Below are 18,799 nucleotides of genomic sequence, written 5' to 3'. Positions count from 1 at the left end.
AGACGCATCAACAAGCGCATCCAAAAGAATATGAACCTGGAGTATTTCAAAGCCCAGGCCCGACGCACGCTTTCAATGAAAGAGAACCGGATGATCTATCAGCAGAGGAAGATCGATATCGAAACGGTTTTCGGCAATTTGAAGGCGAATTTGGCGTTCAAACGATTCTCGGTCCGGGGCGCACGCAAGGTCAAAATTGAAACCGGCCTTGCGTTACTCGCCTTGAATCTGCGAAAGTTCCGGCAGATTCAGGGCGACCCGTCTGCAGGCATCTAGAAAAAGCGGCGATCCATCTGTAAACCCAGATGGATCGCCGCTTTTCTTAGCTGTCGAAGGGCTTTATGTCCCAGCCCCATTTCCACTATCAAATGCTAGAACATTTCTGAAACAACTTTCTGATTCACGAAGTTCAGAAGGTAATCTGGGCTGCCTGTCTTCTGGTCGGTCCCTGACAGCTTGAATCCGCCGAACGGGTGGTATCCAACGACAGCTGCTGTACAGCCGCGGTTCAGGTAAAGGTTTCCGACATCGAACTTGCGGCATGCAAGGTGCCAGTGTTCACGTGTATTCGTGATGACTGCACCGGTCAGGCCGTACTCGGTGTTGTTTGCCACTTTAAGGCCTTCATCGAAGTCTTTGACCTTGGTGAAGCCGACGACGGGTCCGAAGATCTCTTCCTGCATGATCGTCGCTTCAGGGTCAAGATCCGAGATGATCGTTGGATGGACGAAGAATCCTGTGGAATCATCCGTCTCTCCGCCAAACTCGAGCTTGCCTTCTTTTTTACCGATTTCGATATATTCCTTGATGCTGTCGAACTGCTTCTGGCTCACGACAGGTCCCATGTAAGTGTTGTCCACCGTGTTGCCGACAGTCAGTTCTTTCGTAAGTTCGATAGATCTTGCAAGCACTTCATCGTAGACGTCTTTATGGACGACTGCACGTGAACATGCTGAACATTTCTGGCCTGAGAAGCCGAAAGCGGAATGGACGATGGACTCGGCTGCAACTTCGATGTCTGCATCCTTATCGACGATGATCGTATCCTTACCGCCCATTTCAGTGATCGTGCGTTTGAGGAAGTGCTGTCCCTCATGTACGACGGCTGCTCTTTCAGTGATGCGCAGGCCGACTGATTTTGAACCGGTGAAAGTGATGAAATGCGTCTTGTGGTGGTCGACCATGTAGTCACCGATATCCCTTGAAGAACCTGGAACGAAGTTGACCACTCCGCCCGGAAGTCCGGCTTCCTGCAGCACTTCCATCAATTTATAGGCGATCAGCGGCGTATCACCGGACGGTTTCAACAATACCGTGTTGCCAGCAACAACCGGTGCGAGTGTCGTACCCGCCATGATTGCGAACGGGAAGTTCCAGGGTGAAATCGTCACACCGACACCCATCGGCTGATAGAAATATTTATTTGATTCGCCTTCACGGTCAAGCGTCGGCTTGCCGTCGGCGAGGTCCACCATTGAGCGTGCATAGTATTCGATGAAGTCGATGGCTTCGTTCGTATCACCGTCGGCTTCATTCCAAGGTTTACCTGCTTCATACACCATCAGCGCTGAAAACTCATGCTTGCGCCTGCGGATGATGGCTGAAACTCTTAAAAGCAGATCGGCACGTTCTTTTGCAGCCCACGTGCTCCATGCTTCGAATGCTTCTTCAGCAGCTTCGAATGCCTGCTCGATGTGTTCAGGTTTTGCTTTTGAAACATAACCAAGTTCCTGCTTTTTATCCGCAGGGTTGATGACGGTCGTCTTGTCGTCCGTCAACACTTCTTTACCACCGATGACCAGTGGACGTTCTGCACCGAAGTCTTCCTTGACCTGTTCCAATGCCTTCTGAAATTCCTGCTTATTTGCTTCTACAGTGAAATCAGTTGCGGGCTCTGCTTTGTAAGGCGTTACCATTGAAAATTCCTCCTATTAACTGAAAATATTGCGTTGTAAGCACATACATTCATTTTACCCTATATAAAGTAAAATATGCAAAGCATAAAGTTTAACCGCTTTCATTTTTTGATGGATGTCCAATTATCAGCTTTGTACACCCAATATTTTTGATATATAGTGGAATTATTAAAACCAGGGACAGGGGAAGGCGGGGAGGGACTGGGCGGATGAACAACGGCCTGTTCCCGCTATATGATGAAGGAAAATAAAAAGCCGAACACGATCAAAGTCGTTGCACTGGTGACCGCCCTCAGCCTGCTCGGTGATTCCATGCTTTATATCGCCCTGCCGATCTATTGGGAGCAGGCGGGCCTCGAATCGCTGTGGCAGGTGGGGGTGCTTTTATCGGTCAACCGCTTCGTCAGGCTGCCTGCCGCCCCGTTTGTGGGCTGGCTGTATAAACGGATCTCACTGAAGACGGGCCTTGTCATCGCCACACTGCTCGGGGCACTGACCACTTTGGGCTACGGTCTTTTCACCGGATTCATTGCATGGGTCATCCTGCGGAGCCTGTGGGGCGTGGCCTGGTCGTTTTTCAGGATCGGCGGTCTGGCGAGTGTTTCCGTATATGCCAAAAAAGATGAAGTGGGAAAATCAATGGGTACGTACAACGGGCTGTATCGGCTGGGCAGTTTATTCGGCATGCTGCTGGGCGGGATCTTCGTGCCCCTCGTCGGCCTGCAGGCGGTCGCGGTCGCTTTCGGAATATTGACTTTATCCGGCCTCTTCTTCATCCTCACTTTTATGGAGCAGGGCAGCGGGAGGTCCGCTGTGTTCCCGCATGCACCTAAAATACCGTTCACTTCAGCTGAAACGGTGCAGTTCAGGAATAAACTGCTCCTGGTCTCGATCAGCGGCTTCTTCATCACGATGCTGATGCAGGGGATACTCGCCTCCACATTGAGCTCGGTGATCGAAAACAATCAGGGCGAGTTCGTCACGCTGTTCCAGGTGATGGTGAGTGCGGCATTCCTGTCCGGTTTCCTTCAATCGTGCAGATGGATATGGGAGCCCTTTTTGGCAAGGCGGGTCGGCATATGGTCGGATGGCAGGGCCGGCAGGGTGCCCTTACTCATCATTTCACTCATCCTCACCGGAGTGCTGTACGGTTTCATCTCCTTCGATATGCCGGTCATATTCTGGATGATCATCACGCTGCTGGTCCTGGCGGGGGCGACCGTCATGACGACACTGAATGACGCGGTTGCCATCGATGATGAGAAGACATCGATGAACTTTTTGACGGGCTATACGATCATTCAGGATATCGGTGCAGCCATAGGACCATCCATCGCCTTCATGATAATAAGTATGGCATCCGGATTTTCATACTTGTATATCGGCGGTGCCGTCATACTGTTGGTGCTGGCACTCTCCTGGACGCTTTTCCTTATGAAACAGGATGCGCACCGGGGGCGCCGTCGTGATGCATAGCAGGGATGACGATCTTTTCCGCCGTCCCCCTTCAATTTATATATGAACATATGTTAATATAACAATATATAATGAAACCGGGGTGGACATATGGAGAAGAAGGCACTGGACAAAGATACATTGGAGCGGATCACACAGACATTCAAGGCACTGGGGGATCCGACGCGCGTGCGCATACTGACCTACCTCTTCGATGAGGAGCATTCGGTCGGTGATATTTCAGAGACGCTCGGCTTGAAGCAGTCGACGGTGTCGCATCAGTTGAAGACGCTGAAACAGCTGAGGCTGGTCAAGTCCCGGAGGGACGGGACGACAATCCATTATTCCCATGATGATGCGCACGTCATGCGGATGCTGGAGCAGATGATCAGCCATGTCGAACATGATTAGGGAGGTGTGGGGATGAGCCACAATCATACGCACGATGCGAATAAAAAGACATTGACAGCCGCATTCATCATCATCACTTTCTTCATGATCGTTGAAGCCGTCGGCGGGTTCCTGACCAACAGCCTGGCACTCCTGGCGGATGCGGGGCACATGCTGAGTGATGCGATTTCCCTCGGGGTCGCTGTCGTTGCACTGACGCTCGGGGAACGGGCGGCCAACTACAGTAAGACTTACGGCTACAAGCGGTTTGAAATACTTGCAGCCGTCTTCAACGGGGTGACGCTGATATTGATTTCGGGCTTCATCTTTCATGAAGCGGCAGGCCGCTTCTTGAATCCGCCCGAAGTGGCGTCCTACGGCATGCTTGCCATCGCAACCGTCGGTCTCCTGGTCAACATCCTTGTCGCATGGATGCTGATGCGGAGCGGCAGCACGAAGGACAACCTGAACATGCGGGCGGCGTTCCTGCATGTGATCGGCGACCTGCTCGGCTCGGTCGGCGCGATCACCGCAGCCCTCGTGATGATCATCTTCGGCTGGGGCATCGCAGACCCCCTTGCCAGCGTCATCGTCGCGGTCCTCATCCTGATCAGCGGCTGGCGGGTCACGAAGGATGCGTTGCACGTCCTGATGGAAGGCACACCCGTCAGTGTCGACCTGGATGAAATAGTTGCGAGGATCAAAAACATCGGGGAAGTGAAGGGCATCCACGATCTCCACGTCTGGACGATCACAAGCGGGATGAACGCCTTGTCGGCCCATGTCGTCGTGGACGGGGAGATGACGGTCTCTGAGTGCCAGGCACTGCTTCAAAGAATAGAACATGAACTCGAACAGGATAACATCGGGCATGTGACGATCCAGATTGAAAGTGGGACACACAGCCACGATGAAGGTGTCATATGTGATATGGCATTCCAAAACGGGTCACATCATCACGGACACGTGCATTAATATATTTCATCCATCACCACGAAATCCGCGATGAGAGCGGCGGCATGACGTCTTGCCTCATCCGGCCAGGGCAGGCCGGCGGTGGAGTCCGTGAGGAAACGGATCAGTGCATGCACGCTGATGCCTGACTCTTCCATATATGTCCTGTACCTCCCGGTCGTGTACCTGTCGACGTAGAAATGCGGGGAATCGGGAATGCCGCTCCCGCCATCCATGGCGGCAAGGACGATGAGCATGGCGAAATGATTCAGGTAATGCATCGACAAATGCTTATCCTGCATTTCATTCAGCGCATAATTGGATAAGAGGAAATACGATTTCACCGCCGTATATTTGTTGGCGGCATGCATATGCGCCCGGGCTTTTCCTTCCAGGAACGCCACAGCGGTCCGATGGGCGCCCCAGCTGTCATGCGCAAGGTGGAAACCATAAATTTCATGCAGGTCAAAATTGCCGTGGAAATGGAAGTAGTTCAAAAAACGGGTACGGGAATGAAACTCCGAATGCCGCTCTGAAAGCTTATAGACGTTTTTCAGCGGCACGGGGGCAAAGTCGATCTCCGTCGCATGCTGAAGGATCCGTTTGATCAGTGCCTGTTTATTGCCGGAAACTTTCAGGCGTGCAGATCTCAAAATATGCTTCAGCTCGTAGACCCTCAGTTTCTGAAGGACCGCCGGCAGGCTGTCATCTTCATAAATCACGCCTGCCTCCATGAGGCGGCGCAAAAGGTCTGCCGGCCGCCTGCCGTACTGAAGCTGCCAGAAATCATATTTATCCGCTTCATCCGTCGTCCTGTCCGTGATGTAATGCATGAAAAGGACGTCTATCGCATCGAGTTTCAAATTCTCCACATCCCCATGCCCGCATATCGATATGTACAGAAAGACACCGGGACGTCCCCGGTGCCTCTCTCCATCATTTATAGCCGTATGTCTCATCGGGCCTTTTAGTATAACCGTATTCACTGTCATCCAGGTGATGACGGTCCGACGGTCTCTTCTTCTGTTCATCCGCCCGGGCGCCGTACCCGTATTCCCGGTCATCTGCGGTGTCTTTAAGGGTGACATCATCATCCTGTTCAACGGCGCGTCCACGGGACGAAGGGTAATCGTATGACGGGTCCCGCTGACGGCGCGGGATGTCGCTTTGGGCATCCATCCGCTCATCCCGGGCCGCTTTGGATTCCAGACCCTGCGCATCCTGCTGCTGGGTTTCATGGAAGTCCCTTGTTTCATTTCCCGCATGACCTTCTTCCTGTACACCGTAAGGTTCTTTCAAAAGAAGGATTTCATCCCTGTCCAGTGCGTCTTTGAAGTGTTCCTTTTCACTCTCGGTGATATCGAAGTCGGCGAGCACCTTGTCTTTCGGGTCGGCGTCTGAAAACATCGAAGTGAATTTATCCCATGTCGTGCCTTCGGCATCCTTGAAATTGACGTCCCTGAACTTCAAATAGGCGAATTCAAGCTTCTGCCCGGATATCACTGTAATTTCATCGTCCCTGACACCTTCTTCCTGCAGCTGTTCCAGCCGCTCGACGACATCCTTTTCAGAAGCAAGCTTTTCAAAACGGCTCATCATCGACCCTCCCTTTAGATCAATATTTTATATACTCCAGTACCCTTTCCGGGGATGAATAAACTGCAGAAGAGAGGTTAGCCCTCCCGTTCCCCGAGCTGCTTTTCACGTGTCTCCTGGATCAGCCATTTGCTGTCCTTCTCCGTCGCGAGGCGTTTATTGTCCGCTTTGATGCGGTCCAATACGGTGCGCATCTCTTCATTTTCAAGCAGGTAGTTTTCCTGCTTCAGCCGCTCCAGCTCAATTTCCTTATCGACATGATCGAGCTTCAATTTCTCCATCTTCCTCTGGTGCTTCAAATAATCGCTGATGACGCCGGCCAGTATGGCGGTGACGATGATGACGAGCAGCCACATATTATCAGATCCATTCCATTCAGTTTTAATTTCCATTGCACCAGGCGACGTGCCGACCAGCCGCCACCCTATATGACAGAATATTCACTTAAATTATAACAGAAATCTCTCTGTAAAAATATAAAAAAGGAGCCGGGAAAAAGCCTTGAAGCAACAAAGGTCCCTGTGCGGGCAGATTGAAAACGGCTCACCAACTTTCCCTCAACGCTCCAGTGACCGGTTTCCTTCTTTGGATAATATATAATCTTTGTAATCTTCAATGTCGATGCGTTTTTTGATTTCCCGCTCCAACCTGCTGATATGATTCGACTTCGCTATGCTGCTCATCATGCTGGCCGGCTTGTATGCTTTCCAATCGTCCAATTCTGAAAATAGTTCGTGTACGTTTTTCATTTGATTCCCACCTTTTTATTTTTTCAAATAAAATAGCTCTTCCTGAATTAAGAAGAGCTTCAACACGACTTCTTATCATCCAGTTTAAAGAAACTGTTGGATTTGGCACATCGCTTTTACAAGCTGTTGCCGGAGTTTCACAGGGCCAAGTCCCTTCACTCACTCTTAATAAGAGAACTATTTTATTTAATTGTATTATACTGCAGGGCTTTGTATATTTCATCTTATTTGTTTGCCTGATGATCAGTCGTACTGGAATTGATCGACGTACTGCCTGTACTCCTCGATCCATCCGAATTGCGGCCAGTCGTTGCCGTCCTCATTCTCCTGCGGTTCACCCGGCGTCGAGCGGCCGAGGCGGACGTACTCCGCAAGCGAAGCGACCATATCTTCAATGAGATCCGGATGTTCATCGATCAGGTTGTGCTGCTCCCGGATGTCCGCTTCCAGGTCGTACAGCTCGGTCGGTTTGAAGGACGGCTGTTCGCCGCGCTCCATCTGCTTCTGCGTCACCATCATCCCGCCGCCTGCTTCAACGAGGTCGAGCTTCCATTTCCCGCGGCGTATGGCGAGCCCGCCGTTGGCCGAAGAGTGGACGACATCTTCCCGGACCTCCTCCGTCCAGCCTTCGAATATCGGCGAGAGGGAATAGGAGTCCTCCGCCGCATCATCCGGCACATCCGCATCGATCAGTTCGGCGATCGTGCGGTACAGGTCGGATAAGCTGATCAGGTGGTTCGAAATCCCTCCGGCCTCGATGGCGGGCGGGTAAGAAACGATCGTCGGCTCCCTGTGGCCGCCTTCCCATATATCACCCTTCGCGCCCTTGAAAATATGGTTCGGGTAGTGGCCCTTGGCATGCAGCGCCTCAAAGCCGGCTACACCCGAAGCCCCGTTGTCGCTTGTGAAGATGAAGATCGTGTCGTCGAATATATCCTTTTCTTTCAGCTTATCGATGATCTCCCCGACATAATGGTCGAGCTGCAGGATGAAGTCACCGTACAGGCCGATGCCGGATTTGCCTTTGAACGCTTTATTCGGCAATAAAGGCCCGTGGACGAGGTGGTTCGGATAGTAGAGGAAGAATGGATCATCACCCTCCGTGAACTTATCGATCGTCTCGAGCGCCTTTTCCTGCATGACGTCCGGTACTTCCTCGTGGACGAAGTCCGGTGCGATGACGCCGTTCTGCCATTTCGTCTGATGATCCGGTCCGAGGCGGTCGAGGTTCGACACGCCGGTCGTGCCGTCCGGTTCCGCCGTTACACGGTCGTTTTCAATATAGACGAACGGCGGCTGGTCGAGGGATGCCGGTGTGCCGAAGAAATAGTCGAACCCGAGCTCGTTCGGGCCGAAGGTGATCGGTTTGGAGTAGTCGATGTCCAGCCCTTCGAAATCCGCAAGCCCCGCCCGGACATCGAATACACCGTCACGGCCGTGGCGCTTTTCCATGCGCGGGAAATCCTCAGGGTCGAGGCCGTATTTCTCAAAATCCGGCGCATCCGTCAGCTGCCAGCCGAGTCCCAAGTGCCATTTCCCGATGGCTGCGGTCTGATAGCCCGCGTCTTTCAACATATGCGCAAGCGTCCGGCGGTCCTCTTCGATCAAAGGCATTGAGTCGCCCGGCAGCACGTAGCTCTTCAGTTTCGAGCGCCAGTTGTAGCGCCCGGTGAGGAGTCCGTAGCGGGACGGCGTGCACAGGGCGGAAGTTGCATGTGTATTCGTGAAGATCATCCCGGCTTTGGCCAGACCTTCCAGGTGCTTCGTCTTCACTTTTGAATTTTCATTGAAACAGGAGACGTCCCCATACCCGAGATCATCCGCGAAAATCAATACAATGTTCGGTTTCTTATCAGACATGTCCACACTCCTTAAATTTTTGATATTTTCTGTTATCATCGATTATAAAGGAACCCCGAAATCTTATGAAGCGGAACCCCTTATAAAGGGTGAGGAGGAGAAGCATGAAGGAAAATAAAAGCTGTTGCGCCCCGTCGAGGGGTACGGGTGAAATCAGGCAGACACAGGAAATCAAAGATAAAGAAAACCAGGATACTGAAGACATGGCGTTTATCCCGGACGGCACTTTCCTGATGGGCTCAGAGGACGCGGATGCGAACCAGAAGGACAATGAAGGCCCTGTAAGGAAAGTCACAGTCGACGGTTTTTACATCGACAAGTACCAGGTGAGCAACCGGAAATTCAAGGCGTTCATCGATGAGACGGGTTACAAGACTGATGCCGAGCGGTTCGGATGGTCGTTCGTGTTCCATATGCTGCTTGCGGAAGTAGATGACCGACACGTGAAAGGGCAGCTGCCGAACACCCCGTGGTGGCTTGCGGTGGAAGGCGCTTCATGGAAACACCCGCACGGACCGTCATCCAGTATTGAAAACATTATGGACCACCCGGTCGTCCATGTGTCGTGGAATGATGCGGAAGCTTATGCCAGATGGGCTGGCAAGCGGCTGCCGACAGAAGCGGAGTGGGAGTATGCCGCACGCGGCGGACTTGAACAGAAGCGGTTCCCCTGGGGTGATGAACTCGAACCGGGCAGGCATATGTGCAACATCTGGCAGGGTGAATTCCCTCTGAACAATACAAAAGCCGACGGCTACATCGGCACCGCCCCCATCGATGCTTACGAGCCGAACGGCTACGGCCTCTATAACATGTCGGGCAACGTATGGGAGTGGTGCGGCAACTGGTTTGACGAGACCCGGCAGGCGAAGGGTATACGCGGCGGCTCATATCTCTGCCACCACTCCTACTGTAACCGCTACAGGGTCGCAGCGAGATCATCCAACACGGTGGACAGTTCGACCGGGAACATGGGATTCAGGACGGTGAGGGATAAGCAGGGTTCATAATCCTGTTCTAAAACGAAAAAAAGTGCGGACCATTGCGAGGCCTGCACTTTTCGACGTGGAAGTCAGTTTTTACTGTTGTAGAGATAGCCGACTACAGTGCCGAGTCCGGAACCCGTCACCATGCCGAGTATCGTACTGTCGAACATGCCGCCGAGTGAGATGCCAAAAGCCGTGCCTGTAACAATGCAGATGCCTACATAGTTGATCCTGTGCTTTGCATTTCCTGTTTCCCTGGTGGCCATTCATATACCTCCCATGGATTTTTACTGCCCCGCTGTTTGTTCTTTGAAAGTAACAATAGACACTTTTAGGGTAACAGATAAATGGCAGGAAAGACAATGATATCCTGAAAAGCCCAGAGAGTTATGGTAAAATATAGAAAATATGTTTTATTTCAAAAAAGATTTATAGGTAATTATTATATCTCAAATTATTTTTAAGAAATGAGGAGAAATCTATGCCAAGCAATGGAGATAGTTACATTATTGAATTAAAGCAAGCTCACTTAGAATGGGGAGTGTATAGACATACAGATACACGAAGTAGAATTCCTGGTGAAGGATATTTACCAATACCAAGACAAAAAGCAGTAGATTATAGTATATATAACGGAAACCATTCATCTGTCAGCAACATTTATGAATGCACCTCACAAGATGGTTATCTTTTACAAGAATCCGTAAAAGCTTCAGGTTCAAGTAGAGCAGGAGATATATACGCTAAACAATTCCAAGGTAATGAAGATTTAAGCCTGTTCGGTAGATGGTTTTCTCATGTGAACGCTCAAATTGGAGATCATGTCAGAGTCACTTTCACAGGTCCTAGTAGTTTTGAAATAGAAAAAATTTAAAGTTCTTAATTCTTATTTGATTTCGAAGAAGTTTATCATAGAGTAACAAGCAGTGGCGGAGAAGCAAAACGAAAATTTGGTCAAATATTTGCAGATACTTTTATTGAAAAATTAACTGAATTGCCTTTTACAGTGAAATGAAGAATTATATTATAATTTTTGTCTAAGCCTGATTTAGGGTATATGAGCAAAACATATGAGTACTTCATTTTTATTAGAGTAAAAGGAAGAGTAATCGACATATTGAAATCATATAAAATATTTTACTCTGTTAAGTTACCTATTAAGATAATCCGAGATAAATTAGAAAAGTAACTTAAGATGAAAAATATTCTTATGAGATTACAGGATATATGGCGATTAAAACTTTAAAATGTTTAATTGAGAAAAAATTCGTAATTAAACAAGGTCCTTATATTGTGATTGCCAGTCTAAAAGACAAGTAGCATCTTAATAAAAAAAATATATCCTTATAATACTTAAAATAAAAAAATAGTACCGAAAATATATTTTCGGTACTATTTTTTATTTTATAGTGGCTTTCTTTTTTGAATTAATAACTCCTAATACTTTTTCTGCTATTCTTCTTACTACTGGAACACTTACAGAGTTTCCTACTTGTTTATAGATATGTGAATTAGCCATGTTCTTTGGAATTATAAATGACGGTTCTTCGGGATAGCCTTGAAACTTTAAAGTCTCCCAAGGTGTCATTTTTCTAATACCCCATGGATCTTTTATTATAGGAACATTATGTCCACCTGTTCCCATATTAGCAGTTAAAGTAGGACAAACATTACTTTGGTTTTCTCTAACGTATACTCTTCTAAGTTGATAAACAGTGTCGGTTCTTTTGACGGCTTCTTTCAACATATTATAATACTGACTATTATCTTTATAATAATACTTATCATCTTGTTTTTCTTTAGTATCTAGTAAGTCATGTATTGTTCTGGTCAAAGGTATAGGCTCAGGAAACTCAAACTCATCAATCTCCTCTTGAGATTTAAACCCAACAATATAAATTCTTTCTCTGTTTTGAGGAATATTTCCATAATCCATTGTATTCATAATTTTACTTTTAAAATAATAACCGCTTGCCTTTAACATCTCTTCAATAACTTTAAATGTATGTCCTTTATCATGTCCTCTTAAGTTTTTAACGTTCTCTAAAAATATAGCTCTTGGTTGTTTTTCACGAATAAATCTAATGACATCATAAAAAAGAGTCCCTCGTGGGTCAATAGGTTCAGTAGAGGCGCCGCAGGAAGGACAAGTCGGACCAAGAATATAGTCTTCATATTCCACAAAGTGTGTAGTGGTACAAGAGAGGCATTTATATTTCATGCCATGTCTGTTTCCAGCCACACTAAAGGCTACACATGGCCAACCTGCAGTGATTATGTCTGCATTAGGCATTTCAAACTCAGAAAGCTTTGTAATATCTTCTACTATAAGAGGATGATCAAAGTTTTCTCGATAAGTGACCGCAGCATATTTATCAAATTCATTAGCCCAAATTATCTCAGCTCCTGCTTGTTTGAATCCTAATTCTATGCCGCCAATTCCTGCGAATAAACTTGCTACGGAAGTCATAAAAATCTCCTCCCCAAAATTTTCTTAAATGGTTGCAAGTTATTATAGCACATTTCTATATAATAAAGAAATATTATATAGAAAAAAATGGAATAAACACATGTAAGCTTGTCATTTATTTTAAGAATATAGTTTGTAAATATTTGAATTGATAAGATCAATTCAGGTGATGAAATGGAAAGTTTTTCAAATTCTAAATTAAAATCTAATTTAAGTATAATTTTGTATCATTTTAGAATCGAATATAATTTAACAAGAAAAGCAATGGCTTCAATTTTAAGCATATCTTTAAACGCTCTCACTTCTATAGAAAATGGGAAATCGACCCCCACTCTGGAAACTTTATATAAGTATGCTCTTAATTTTGATACTACTATAAGTAAAATTATTGAAAGAGCCGAAAATTATGAATAAAAGTTTAAAAATCCATTTTCAAATACTAAATAAATTTAGTGAGTTGAGAGGGAAGGAATTTACTAAATTTGTAGGTGTATTTACTAACGCAACACCAGATAAATATGTTTCTGCTACTCATCACTTATTAAGTAGGCAAAGAGGAGTATACGTACCTGCTAGTTATGATCTAGCATATTCCATAAAAATAGATAGTACGAGTGAAAATTATTATAATAAGGTTAGCTATAGTGAAAATGGCTTCATAATTAAATACTTTTTGCCTAATGATATTGCAGATGGTCAGAAAGAAAGAGATAGAAATGCTTTATATAAAAATTATATTGATGAAATTCCGATAGGTATTGTCCTGAAGGAAGCAGCAGGATATAGGATTTTAGGATTAGGCGAAATAACCTCATTCTTTAACGAATATATAATTGTAGAACCCTTTTTAAGTAATATAGGGAGTGGAGATATATTAAAAGAAGAAAAAGAAGTTGAAAAGTATAGAATCACAGAAGCTAAATATCTAACTAAAGTAAGACTGATGCAATCAATCTTTAGAAAAGAAGTTTTGAATCATTTCGGCAAAAAATGCCTTATATGTGATATTGATCAAGAAGAATTATTAGTCGCAAGTCATATTAAACCATGGAGAAAGTCATCAGATAAAGAGCGTCTTGATAAATATAATGGCTTACCATTATGTAATAATCATGACGCTCTGTTTGACAGAGGTCTGATAAGTTTTAATGAGAATAATGAATTATTAACATCTTCAAGACTTACCGAGGACCAAGTAGTAGCAGTTAATATTACTCCAGGTAAAAAATTTAGTTTTGATTCGGTAACTGAGTCATATTTAAAATATCACCTAAAGAATTTATTTATAAAATAAAGTTAAATAAAATATAATGTAAAGTGAGAAAATGTGAATGAAGAAAGTTATGAGTCTTCAACAAGCTATTTCTTTAAGGGACGAATTAGATGAATTCATTAAAATAACAGAGGATTATGAAGTGAAGGAAATCAAACAATGGATCGTTTTTCAATATGTTAAACATTACAGCATACCAAAAGTTATTAAAGAAGCTAGAGATAAAAATTGTCTTAATGAAGCTGGAGAGCTATTGGAGAGGAAAGACATTATAGCAGTATTGCAAAGCTCTCCAATGGATGATTTACATAAAATTGCAAAGAAAATGTACAATAAAAAAATTAATATTAGAAGATAATAGTTATTTAAATGTCCCTTCCTTTTAAATTTAGTTATTTAGTTATTTAAGAAAAGCTGGTGATCTTATTAAATCATTATGGAAAAAATTTGATGTAAATGATCGTGAAGTTTATATTGAATATTTAAAAATATTTGGTGCTATTTCAGGCCTCTTTAAAGATATCACAGAAGGAGCAAACGCTAATAAACCTTATTTATACTATAGAAACCATGAGCAATTGTTTGCCAAAATTTTTGATGTTGAAGATTTAACGCGCAGAGATTCAGCTTTCGACGCCGTTGCAAAATTTGAAGATGAACGGGTAGGCATTGGTTTAAAAACATGGATTCATACTAGAGATTTAACATATCAAAAAGTTGCTGAGTTTAATAAAGTTGCTCCAATAGAATTTTCACCACTTATAGAAGAGAAAGAATATGATGAACTGATATATAAAATATCTGAATTAAGAAATGAAAGAATTAAACTTGATAAACGCCAATATAATACAAATCATGAAATTTATCATAATATTACAAGAGATAATAATCAGATGAATGTAGTTGAAACAAATTATGATTTAATCCAACTAGATTCTTTGAAACTATTAAGTCAAACTAGTAAAACGTATGTCTTTTCCGATGGTTTGAATACTTATAAGTATTATGCAAGTAAGAGTGTATTACTTAAAGAATTCGAAGCTTCTCCCGATAAAGTTTTAGAAAAAATTCCTATTATACAATTCGATGATCCTTTTGAGCTATTAAAAATGATTGAACTACCAGTCCAAGCCCAGGAAGAAGTCCAAGATACAATTTACTTACCCCTCTATTCAGATGTTCAAATGAAAGTAGAAGAAAAATCAGGTTTTAATGCATGGAACGCAGCGCCAAAAAATAAAGGGAGTAATATTTTGCGTCCAGAGTATGAGGCTTACATTCCAATACCTAAGTGGATCCATCATACTTTCCCGAAATTTTTTGGCTTCGATGCATTAGATAGAAGAGAAAGAAATATTGCATCATCATTTACTTTACATTTACCAGATGACAGAAAATTCAAAGCTATTGTCACTCAAGATAGTGGTAAAAGTTTGCAAACCAATCCTCAGAAGATATTGGGAAAATGGATTTTGCATGATGTACTAGGTTTACAACCAAGAGAGTTATTGACTATGGAACACTTAATGAAGCTTGGTGTAGATTCTTTGAAATTAACAAAGTTAGATAACACAAATTTTAAAATTGAGTTAGCTGATACTTATGCATTCGAAAATTGGAAGATAGAAATTGAAGATAAGATAAGAGAGAGTGGAAGCAGGATGCCTACTCTAAGACCGCATTTATTAGAGGAGGAGTAGTACTACTAAATGATCCAATATATATGATTTAATAATTTTATTTTAAAAAAGATTCTAAGTCATAACATTCATTGATAATATAGAAAGCGCACTTTATGTGTTTTTTTTCGCGCTTTCTATAAATAAGCTTAAATCATCAATCACTTTGTCTATATCTTCTTTAACTTCATGTTCCCATATTCTCCTTATATTCCAGCCTTTTTCAGTAAAATACTTATTTACTTCATAATCTCTCTTTTTATTCCGGTAAAGTTTAGGTTCCCAGTATTCTTTATTGGTTTTCGGAATATTCCCATGAAGGGGACAGAGATGCCAGAAACACGAATCAATGAATATAACTACCTTGTATTTTTTAATAGATATATCTGGTTTACCATATAAACTTTTGGAATTTCTTCTAAATCTGTAACCTTCTTTCCATAATTTACTAGCTACTATATTCTCAATCTTTGATATAGATTTAATTGCTTTCATATTCTTTTGTCTTTGTTCTTTGGTTAAATTATCCAATCTCTTCAGCCCCTCAAGGTTATCCATTTTTTAGATATGTAGGACAAATGAAGTTAAATATAGCAATAATTTAGGAGAAGCGTCTCTATAATTTTGTTATTATGTGCACAAAATTTCAAAATTAACTAGTCAATAAAATTTTTAAAAAAATCAGATTCGAGGCTCTCTGGTATTTAGGGTTCTATTAAAGTATAAAGGTCTTATTATTAAATGAACATCTGTAAGCAGATTTACTTCTACTAATAAATGGATTTTTGTAGAAATGTCATCACTATTTTCCTCTCAATAAAGAATCTATCTCTGAAATTATAGGATCTAGAAAATCTTTAGATGACTTAGATAAGAAAGTATCTTCATCTAAGGTTTTGATATCATTTATAAGATACCATTTAAACGCATTCTCATCTTTATTCTTTAAGTTTTTCCCATAAGTATCTAAAATTTTGCTAAGCTTATTTGTAAATTTCATTTTAACTCCAACATTACTTCTGTGAATACTTCCCTTTAAATTAAAAAACTTGTCTACAATTGAAAATATATATGTATCTTCATACAAATCTTCTAATTCAGCTTCATCTTTCTCTAATTTAGGTATAGTATAAATTGAGTTACTAGATATATTTTTTTCTTGAACTTCATCAACCACTCTCTCAGTGGCAACATCATTATCTAAGATGCAGATTATTTTACATAAGCCTGAATTATAGAATGATAATTTGTTGATTAAATTAGGGGTACCTTGTAGAGAATCGATAATAACTCGATTTTCATCTAGTAGTTTTATATACTTTTTATTTTTTAATTCGAGAATTTTGGTGAAGAATTGTTTATCGGTTTCACCTTCCACTAAAATAACTAATTCGGCATTTAATAAATTTTCACTAAGCTTAATACCTAATTCTTCGCGGATCATTCTAATATCTTTTGCTTTATGCATTCTTCCGGAAGATAAGATCGCATTATGGTCAAAATGATTTCTATCCACAAAAATTTGATGGTGTGAAGATATAAGGATTTGCCTGTCTTCAATATCGCTAATAATTCTATTCCTTATTTCATTAATAGCACCAGAATGTAAATGAGCTTCAGGCTCATCTATCATTAATAAACCACTTTTTTCATTTTTCCTTTGAAATAGTGATAAAGCCACCAAACTTTTTATTCCGTCCCCTTTGTCTACTAAGCTAGTGTTTTTTCCATCATTTATTCGTATATCAATATTTCTCCTCATTACTCTAAAAAGGTTCTGGGTCGAGGATACAATGTCTACACTTCTTATGTTGGGTAAATAACTCTTCAAATCGGGTTCTATTTGATCAGCAAGCTCATTTAAGAGACTTGATTGTAAATCGTTGATTTTTTCTAAAGCTTCGTGGAATTCTTCGTTATCTTTTAAGTCTTTAAGTCTATCGTCAATAATATTCTCAATTATTCTCATGGCATCTTCTTCAGTTCTTACAGAAGGAATATAATTGATTGTAAAATTTTCTCTGATAAAATTCAGCGTTATAAAAACATTTTTTAAAACTGATAAAGATCTGCCGTTTTCTTTTAATTTTACTGCTATTTTACAATCTAAATCTCTTGAATAAGAAACTGCTACTTCTATTTTTTTTGTTGCTTTTGAAGTAGAGGTTAACAAACCATTTAAAGTATTTACTTCTGAATCATTAAGTAAAAAACCCACGATAATATTTGTAGTCTTTTTAGTAGTGTGAAGTTGCATAATCTCTACAGGAATATCGTTCTCAATATTATTTACCTTATCATAACGAGGATAAAGGAAATTCAATCTTACACCCTTTGTTTTACTATAACGATTTTCTCTATCGATTGAGTATTCAAGAATTTCATCAAATCTTTTTATAGCTCTTAATACGTTTGATTTTCCTTCGTTGTTCTTTCCAAAAATAACTAAAAAATTATCTAGTAAAAAATCTATAGAGTTTAGGCTTCTGAAATTTTCTATTTTTATTTTTTCTATTTTCATATTTTAATCTACTCTCTTTCTACCCACTGCATTTGATGTATCTTCTTACGTATCTTCTAATAACTCAAATCTTTTACGGAAACTAGGCTTCTTGTAGACGATAATTGGGTCACCACTCAATAACCATAGCTAAAATTAATGAGGAAATCGTCTTCATTTATTATACGTTAAATGCCCTCCTATAAATTCAAGAGGGCAATTAACTACATTTTTACTCATTATTTTACTTTACATATACTTACTCAAATCCGGATATCCGGTGATTTCCCAGTCACCATCAACAACGAGACTTGTACCATTAATATACGAAGCATCATCTGAAATGAGAAACAGTGAAGGACTCGCAATCTCTGCTGGGGTCGCGGCTCTTTTCTCGGGTATGCGTTCCATAAATGCTTTATTCAACTCTTCATTCTCGAAGAATCCACCAGTCAGCGGTGTTTCCACAAGACCAGGCAGTATGGCATTCACCCTAATTTTATGATCTGCAAATTCGAGAGCTGCGTTTTTGGTAAACATTTCGACCCCAGCTTTAGCTGAGGCGTATGCTGCTCCATAGAACATCGGAACATGTGCGTTCAGAGAAGAGATATTGACGATGGCACCGCCATGCTGTGACTGCTAAACTAAACTGAACAGTTCTTGCTTGATGGAACTGAACACTTTTCCCAAATACATTCTTCCGTCAGTTACACTAGGAAAGTACAGACAACTGGTGTATTGGAGGATTAGAAAGGTGTCGAAGTTAGAAGTGATTGTAGACGTGCATCAATTGAAAAAGCAGGGCTTTAATGTATCCGCCATCGCAAGAAAATGTAACCTGTCGAGAACGACGGTCTATGAATATCTGGAAATGGATTATGAAGAGGCGTGCAGGTGGGTGGACGTATTGAAAACAAGAAAACGCAAACTGGATCCTTATCAGGATAAGATTCTGAATTGGCTGAAGG

Annotated in this window: 21 protein-coding genes, 1 pseudogene and 1 riboswitch; of the genes and pseudogenes, 11 read left to right on the top strand and 11 right to left on the bottom strand. The window is 42.4% G+C overall.

From position 1 onward, the window contains the following. The coding region (locus BUA12_RS12625) for a transposase (RefSeq protein WP_143146147.1) at positions 1-276 on the top strand (276 nt) is incomplete at its 5' end. Positions 277-371: 95 nt separating this feature from the next. Here BUA12_RS12625 and pruA read toward each other — a convergent pair. After that, positions 372-1,916, bottom strand: a complete 1,545-nt coding sequence (pruA, locus tag BUA12_RS12620) for an L-glutamate gamma-semialdehyde dehydrogenase (protein WP_072710968.1) — start codon at positions 1,914-1,916, stop codon at positions 372-374. A gap of 234 nt (positions 1,917-2,150) precedes the next feature. Between pruA and BUA12_RS12615 the strand changes: the two genes are divergently transcribed. The 3 genes from BUA12_RS12615 to BUA12_RS12605 all read left to right on the top strand — a co-directional run bounded on the left by BUA12_RS12615 (position 2,151) and on the right by BUA12_RS12605 (position 4,736). Further along, a complete protein-coding gene (locus BUA12_RS12615; protein WP_084670229.1) occupies positions 2,151-3,392 on the top strand; it encodes an MFS transporter in 1,242 nt (413 codons plus the stop codon). A gap of 90 nt (positions 3,393-3,482) precedes the next feature. Next, entirely contained in the window at positions 3,483-3,782 is a 300-nt protein-coding gene (locus BUA12_RS12610) for an ArsR/SmtB family transcription factor (RefSeq protein ID WP_072710967.1), read from the top strand. Between the two features lie 6 nt (positions 3,783-3,788). Further along, positions 3,789-4,736: a cation diffusion facilitator family transporter gene (locus BUA12_RS12605; RefSeq protein ID WP_143146146.1), complete on the top strand. Its 948-nt coding sequence runs from the start codon at positions 3,789-3,791 to the stop codon at positions 4,734-4,736. On the opposite strand, the gene BUA12_RS12600 is transcribed toward BUA12_RS12605, so the two are convergent. The 5 genes from BUA12_RS12600 to BUA12_RS12580 form a co-directional block, all read right to left on the bottom strand. Beyond that, the gene (locus BUA12_RS12600) at positions 4,733-5,587 is read right to left on the bottom strand and encodes an SAP domain-containing protein (protein WP_178138275.1); all 855 of its coding nucleotides are present in this window, start codon (positions 5,585-5,587) and stop codon (positions 4,733-4,735) included. The two genes, BUA12_RS12605 and BUA12_RS12600, sit on opposite strands and share 4 nt — an antisense overlap. A gap of 64 nt (positions 5,588-5,651) precedes the next feature. After that, entirely contained in the window at positions 5,652-6,311 is a 660-nt protein-coding gene (locus tag BUA12_RS12595) for a general stress protein (protein WP_072710964.1), read from the bottom strand. A gap of 77 nt (positions 6,312-6,388) precedes the next feature. Next, positions 6,389-6,703: a hypothetical protein gene (locus BUA12_RS12590; RefSeq protein WP_245772824.1), complete on the bottom strand. Its 315-nt coding sequence runs from the start codon at positions 6,701-6,703 to the stop codon at positions 6,389-6,391. 165 nt (positions 6,704-6,868) lie between these two features. Then, positions 6,869-7,060, bottom strand: a complete 192-nt coding sequence (locus BUA12_RS12585) for a hypothetical protein (protein WP_072710963.1) — start codon at positions 7,058-7,060, stop codon at positions 6,869-6,871. A gap of 69 nt (positions 7,061-7,129) precedes the next feature. Next, positions 7,130-7,235: riboswitch (SAM riboswitch) on the bottom strand. Between the two features lie 68 nt (positions 7,236-7,303). Then, a complete protein-coding gene (locus BUA12_RS12580; protein WP_072710962.1) occupies positions 7,304-8,920 on the bottom strand; it encodes a sulfatase family protein in 1,617 nt (538 codons plus the stop codon). A gap of 104 nt (positions 8,921-9,024) precedes the next feature. Here BUA12_RS12580 and BUA12_RS12575 point away from each other — a divergent pair, with 104 nt between their 5' ends. Continuing rightward, positions 9,025-9,930 carry a formylglycine-generating enzyme family protein gene (locus BUA12_RS12575; RefSeq protein WP_072710961.1) on the top strand — a complete coding sequence of 302 codons (906 nt, stop codon included), beginning with the start codon at positions 9,025-9,027 and terminating at the stop codon, positions 9,928-9,930. A gap of 62 nt (positions 9,931-9,992) precedes the next feature. Here BUA12_RS12575 and BUA12_RS12570 read toward each other — a convergent pair whose 3' ends face one another. Continuing rightward, a complete protein-coding gene (locus BUA12_RS12570) occupies positions 9,993-10,172 on the bottom strand; it encodes a hypothetical protein (protein ID WP_072710960.1) in 180 nt (59 codons plus the stop codon). A gap of 215 nt (positions 10,173-10,387) precedes the next feature. Between BUA12_RS12570 and BUA12_RS12565 the strand changes: the two genes are divergently transcribed. Beyond that, entirely contained in the window at positions 10,388-10,780 is a 393-nt protein-coding gene (locus BUA12_RS12565) for a hypothetical protein (RefSeq protein ID WP_072710959.1), read from the top strand. Between the two features lie 525 nt (positions 10,781-11,305). On the opposite strand, the gene dcm is transcribed toward BUA12_RS12565, so the two are convergent. Further along, on the bottom strand, positions 11,306-12,376 hold the full coding sequence (gene dcm / locus BUA12_RS12560; protein WP_072710958.1) for a DNA (cytosine-5-)-methyltransferase: 1,071 nt from the start codon (positions 12,374-12,376) through the stop codon (positions 11,306-11,308). Positions 12,377-12,550: 174 nt separating this feature from the next. On the opposite strand from dcm, the gene BUA12_RS13300 reads away from it, so the two are divergent. The 4 genes from BUA12_RS13300 to BUA12_RS12540 all read left to right on the top strand — a co-directional run bounded on the left by BUA12_RS13300 (position 12,551) and on the right by BUA12_RS12540 (position 15,349). Beyond that, positions 12,551-12,790, top strand: a complete 240-nt coding sequence (locus tag BUA12_RS13300) for a helix-turn-helix transcriptional regulator (RefSeq protein ID WP_072710957.1) — start codon at positions 12,551-12,553, stop codon at positions 12,788-12,790. Next, positions 12,783-13,670 (top strand): HNH endonuclease, encoded by an 888-nt coding sequence (locus BUA12_RS12550; protein ID WP_072710956.1) that lies wholly within the window; start codon positions 12,783-12,785, stop codon positions 13,668-13,670. The genes BUA12_RS13300 and BUA12_RS12550 overlap by 8 nt, the downstream gene beginning before the upstream one ends. 37 nt (positions 13,671-13,707) lie before the next feature. Further along, complete coding sequence (locus BUA12_RS12545; RefSeq protein ID WP_072710955.1) at positions 13,708-14,007, top strand: hypothetical protein; 300 nt, start codon at positions 13,708-13,710, stop codon at positions 14,005-14,007. Between the two features lie 220 nt (positions 14,008-14,227). Beyond that, entirely contained in the window at positions 14,228-15,349 is a 1,122-nt protein-coding gene (locus tag BUA12_RS12540; RefSeq protein WP_245772823.1) for a phospholipase D-like domain-containing protein, read from the top strand. 93 nt (positions 15,350-15,442) lie between these two features. Here BUA12_RS12540 and BUA12_RS12535 read toward each other — a convergent pair whose 3' ends face one another. The 3 genes and pseudogenes from BUA12_RS12535 to BUA12_RS12525 all read right to left on the bottom strand — a co-directional run. Continuing rightward, complete coding sequence (locus BUA12_RS12535; RefSeq protein ID WP_281248144.1) at positions 15,443-15,859, bottom strand: very short patch repair endonuclease; 417 nt, start codon at positions 15,857-15,859, stop codon at positions 15,443-15,445. A 271-nt stretch (positions 15,860-16,130) separates the two neighbouring features. After that, entirely contained in the window at positions 16,131-17,849 is a 1,719-nt protein-coding gene (locus BUA12_RS12530; RefSeq protein ID WP_072710952.1) for an ATP-dependent nuclease, read from the bottom strand. A 228-nt stretch (positions 17,850-18,077) separates the two neighbouring features. Then, positions 18,078-18,455 (bottom strand): annotated as a pseudogene (locus tag BUA12_RS12525) (SDR family NAD(P)-dependent oxidoreductase); the annotation flags it as partial. A 130-nt stretch (positions 18,456-18,585) separates the two neighbouring features. On the opposite strand from BUA12_RS12525, the gene BUA12_RS12520 reads away from it, so the two are divergent. Continuing rightward, a partial coding sequence (locus tag BUA12_RS12520; protein ID WP_143146145.1) for a helix-turn-helix domain-containing protein occupies positions 18,586-18,799 on the top strand: 214 nt, incomplete at its 3' end.

The sequence above is a fragment of the Lacicoccus alkaliphilus DSM 16010 genome, assembly GCF_900142805.1.
In the GTDB taxonomy this organism is placed as follows: domain Bacteria; phylum Bacillota; class Bacilli; order Staphylococcales; family Salinicoccaceae; genus Lacicoccus; species Lacicoccus alkaliphilus.
This window is presented reverse-complemented; position numbering and strand designations above follow the sequence as displayed.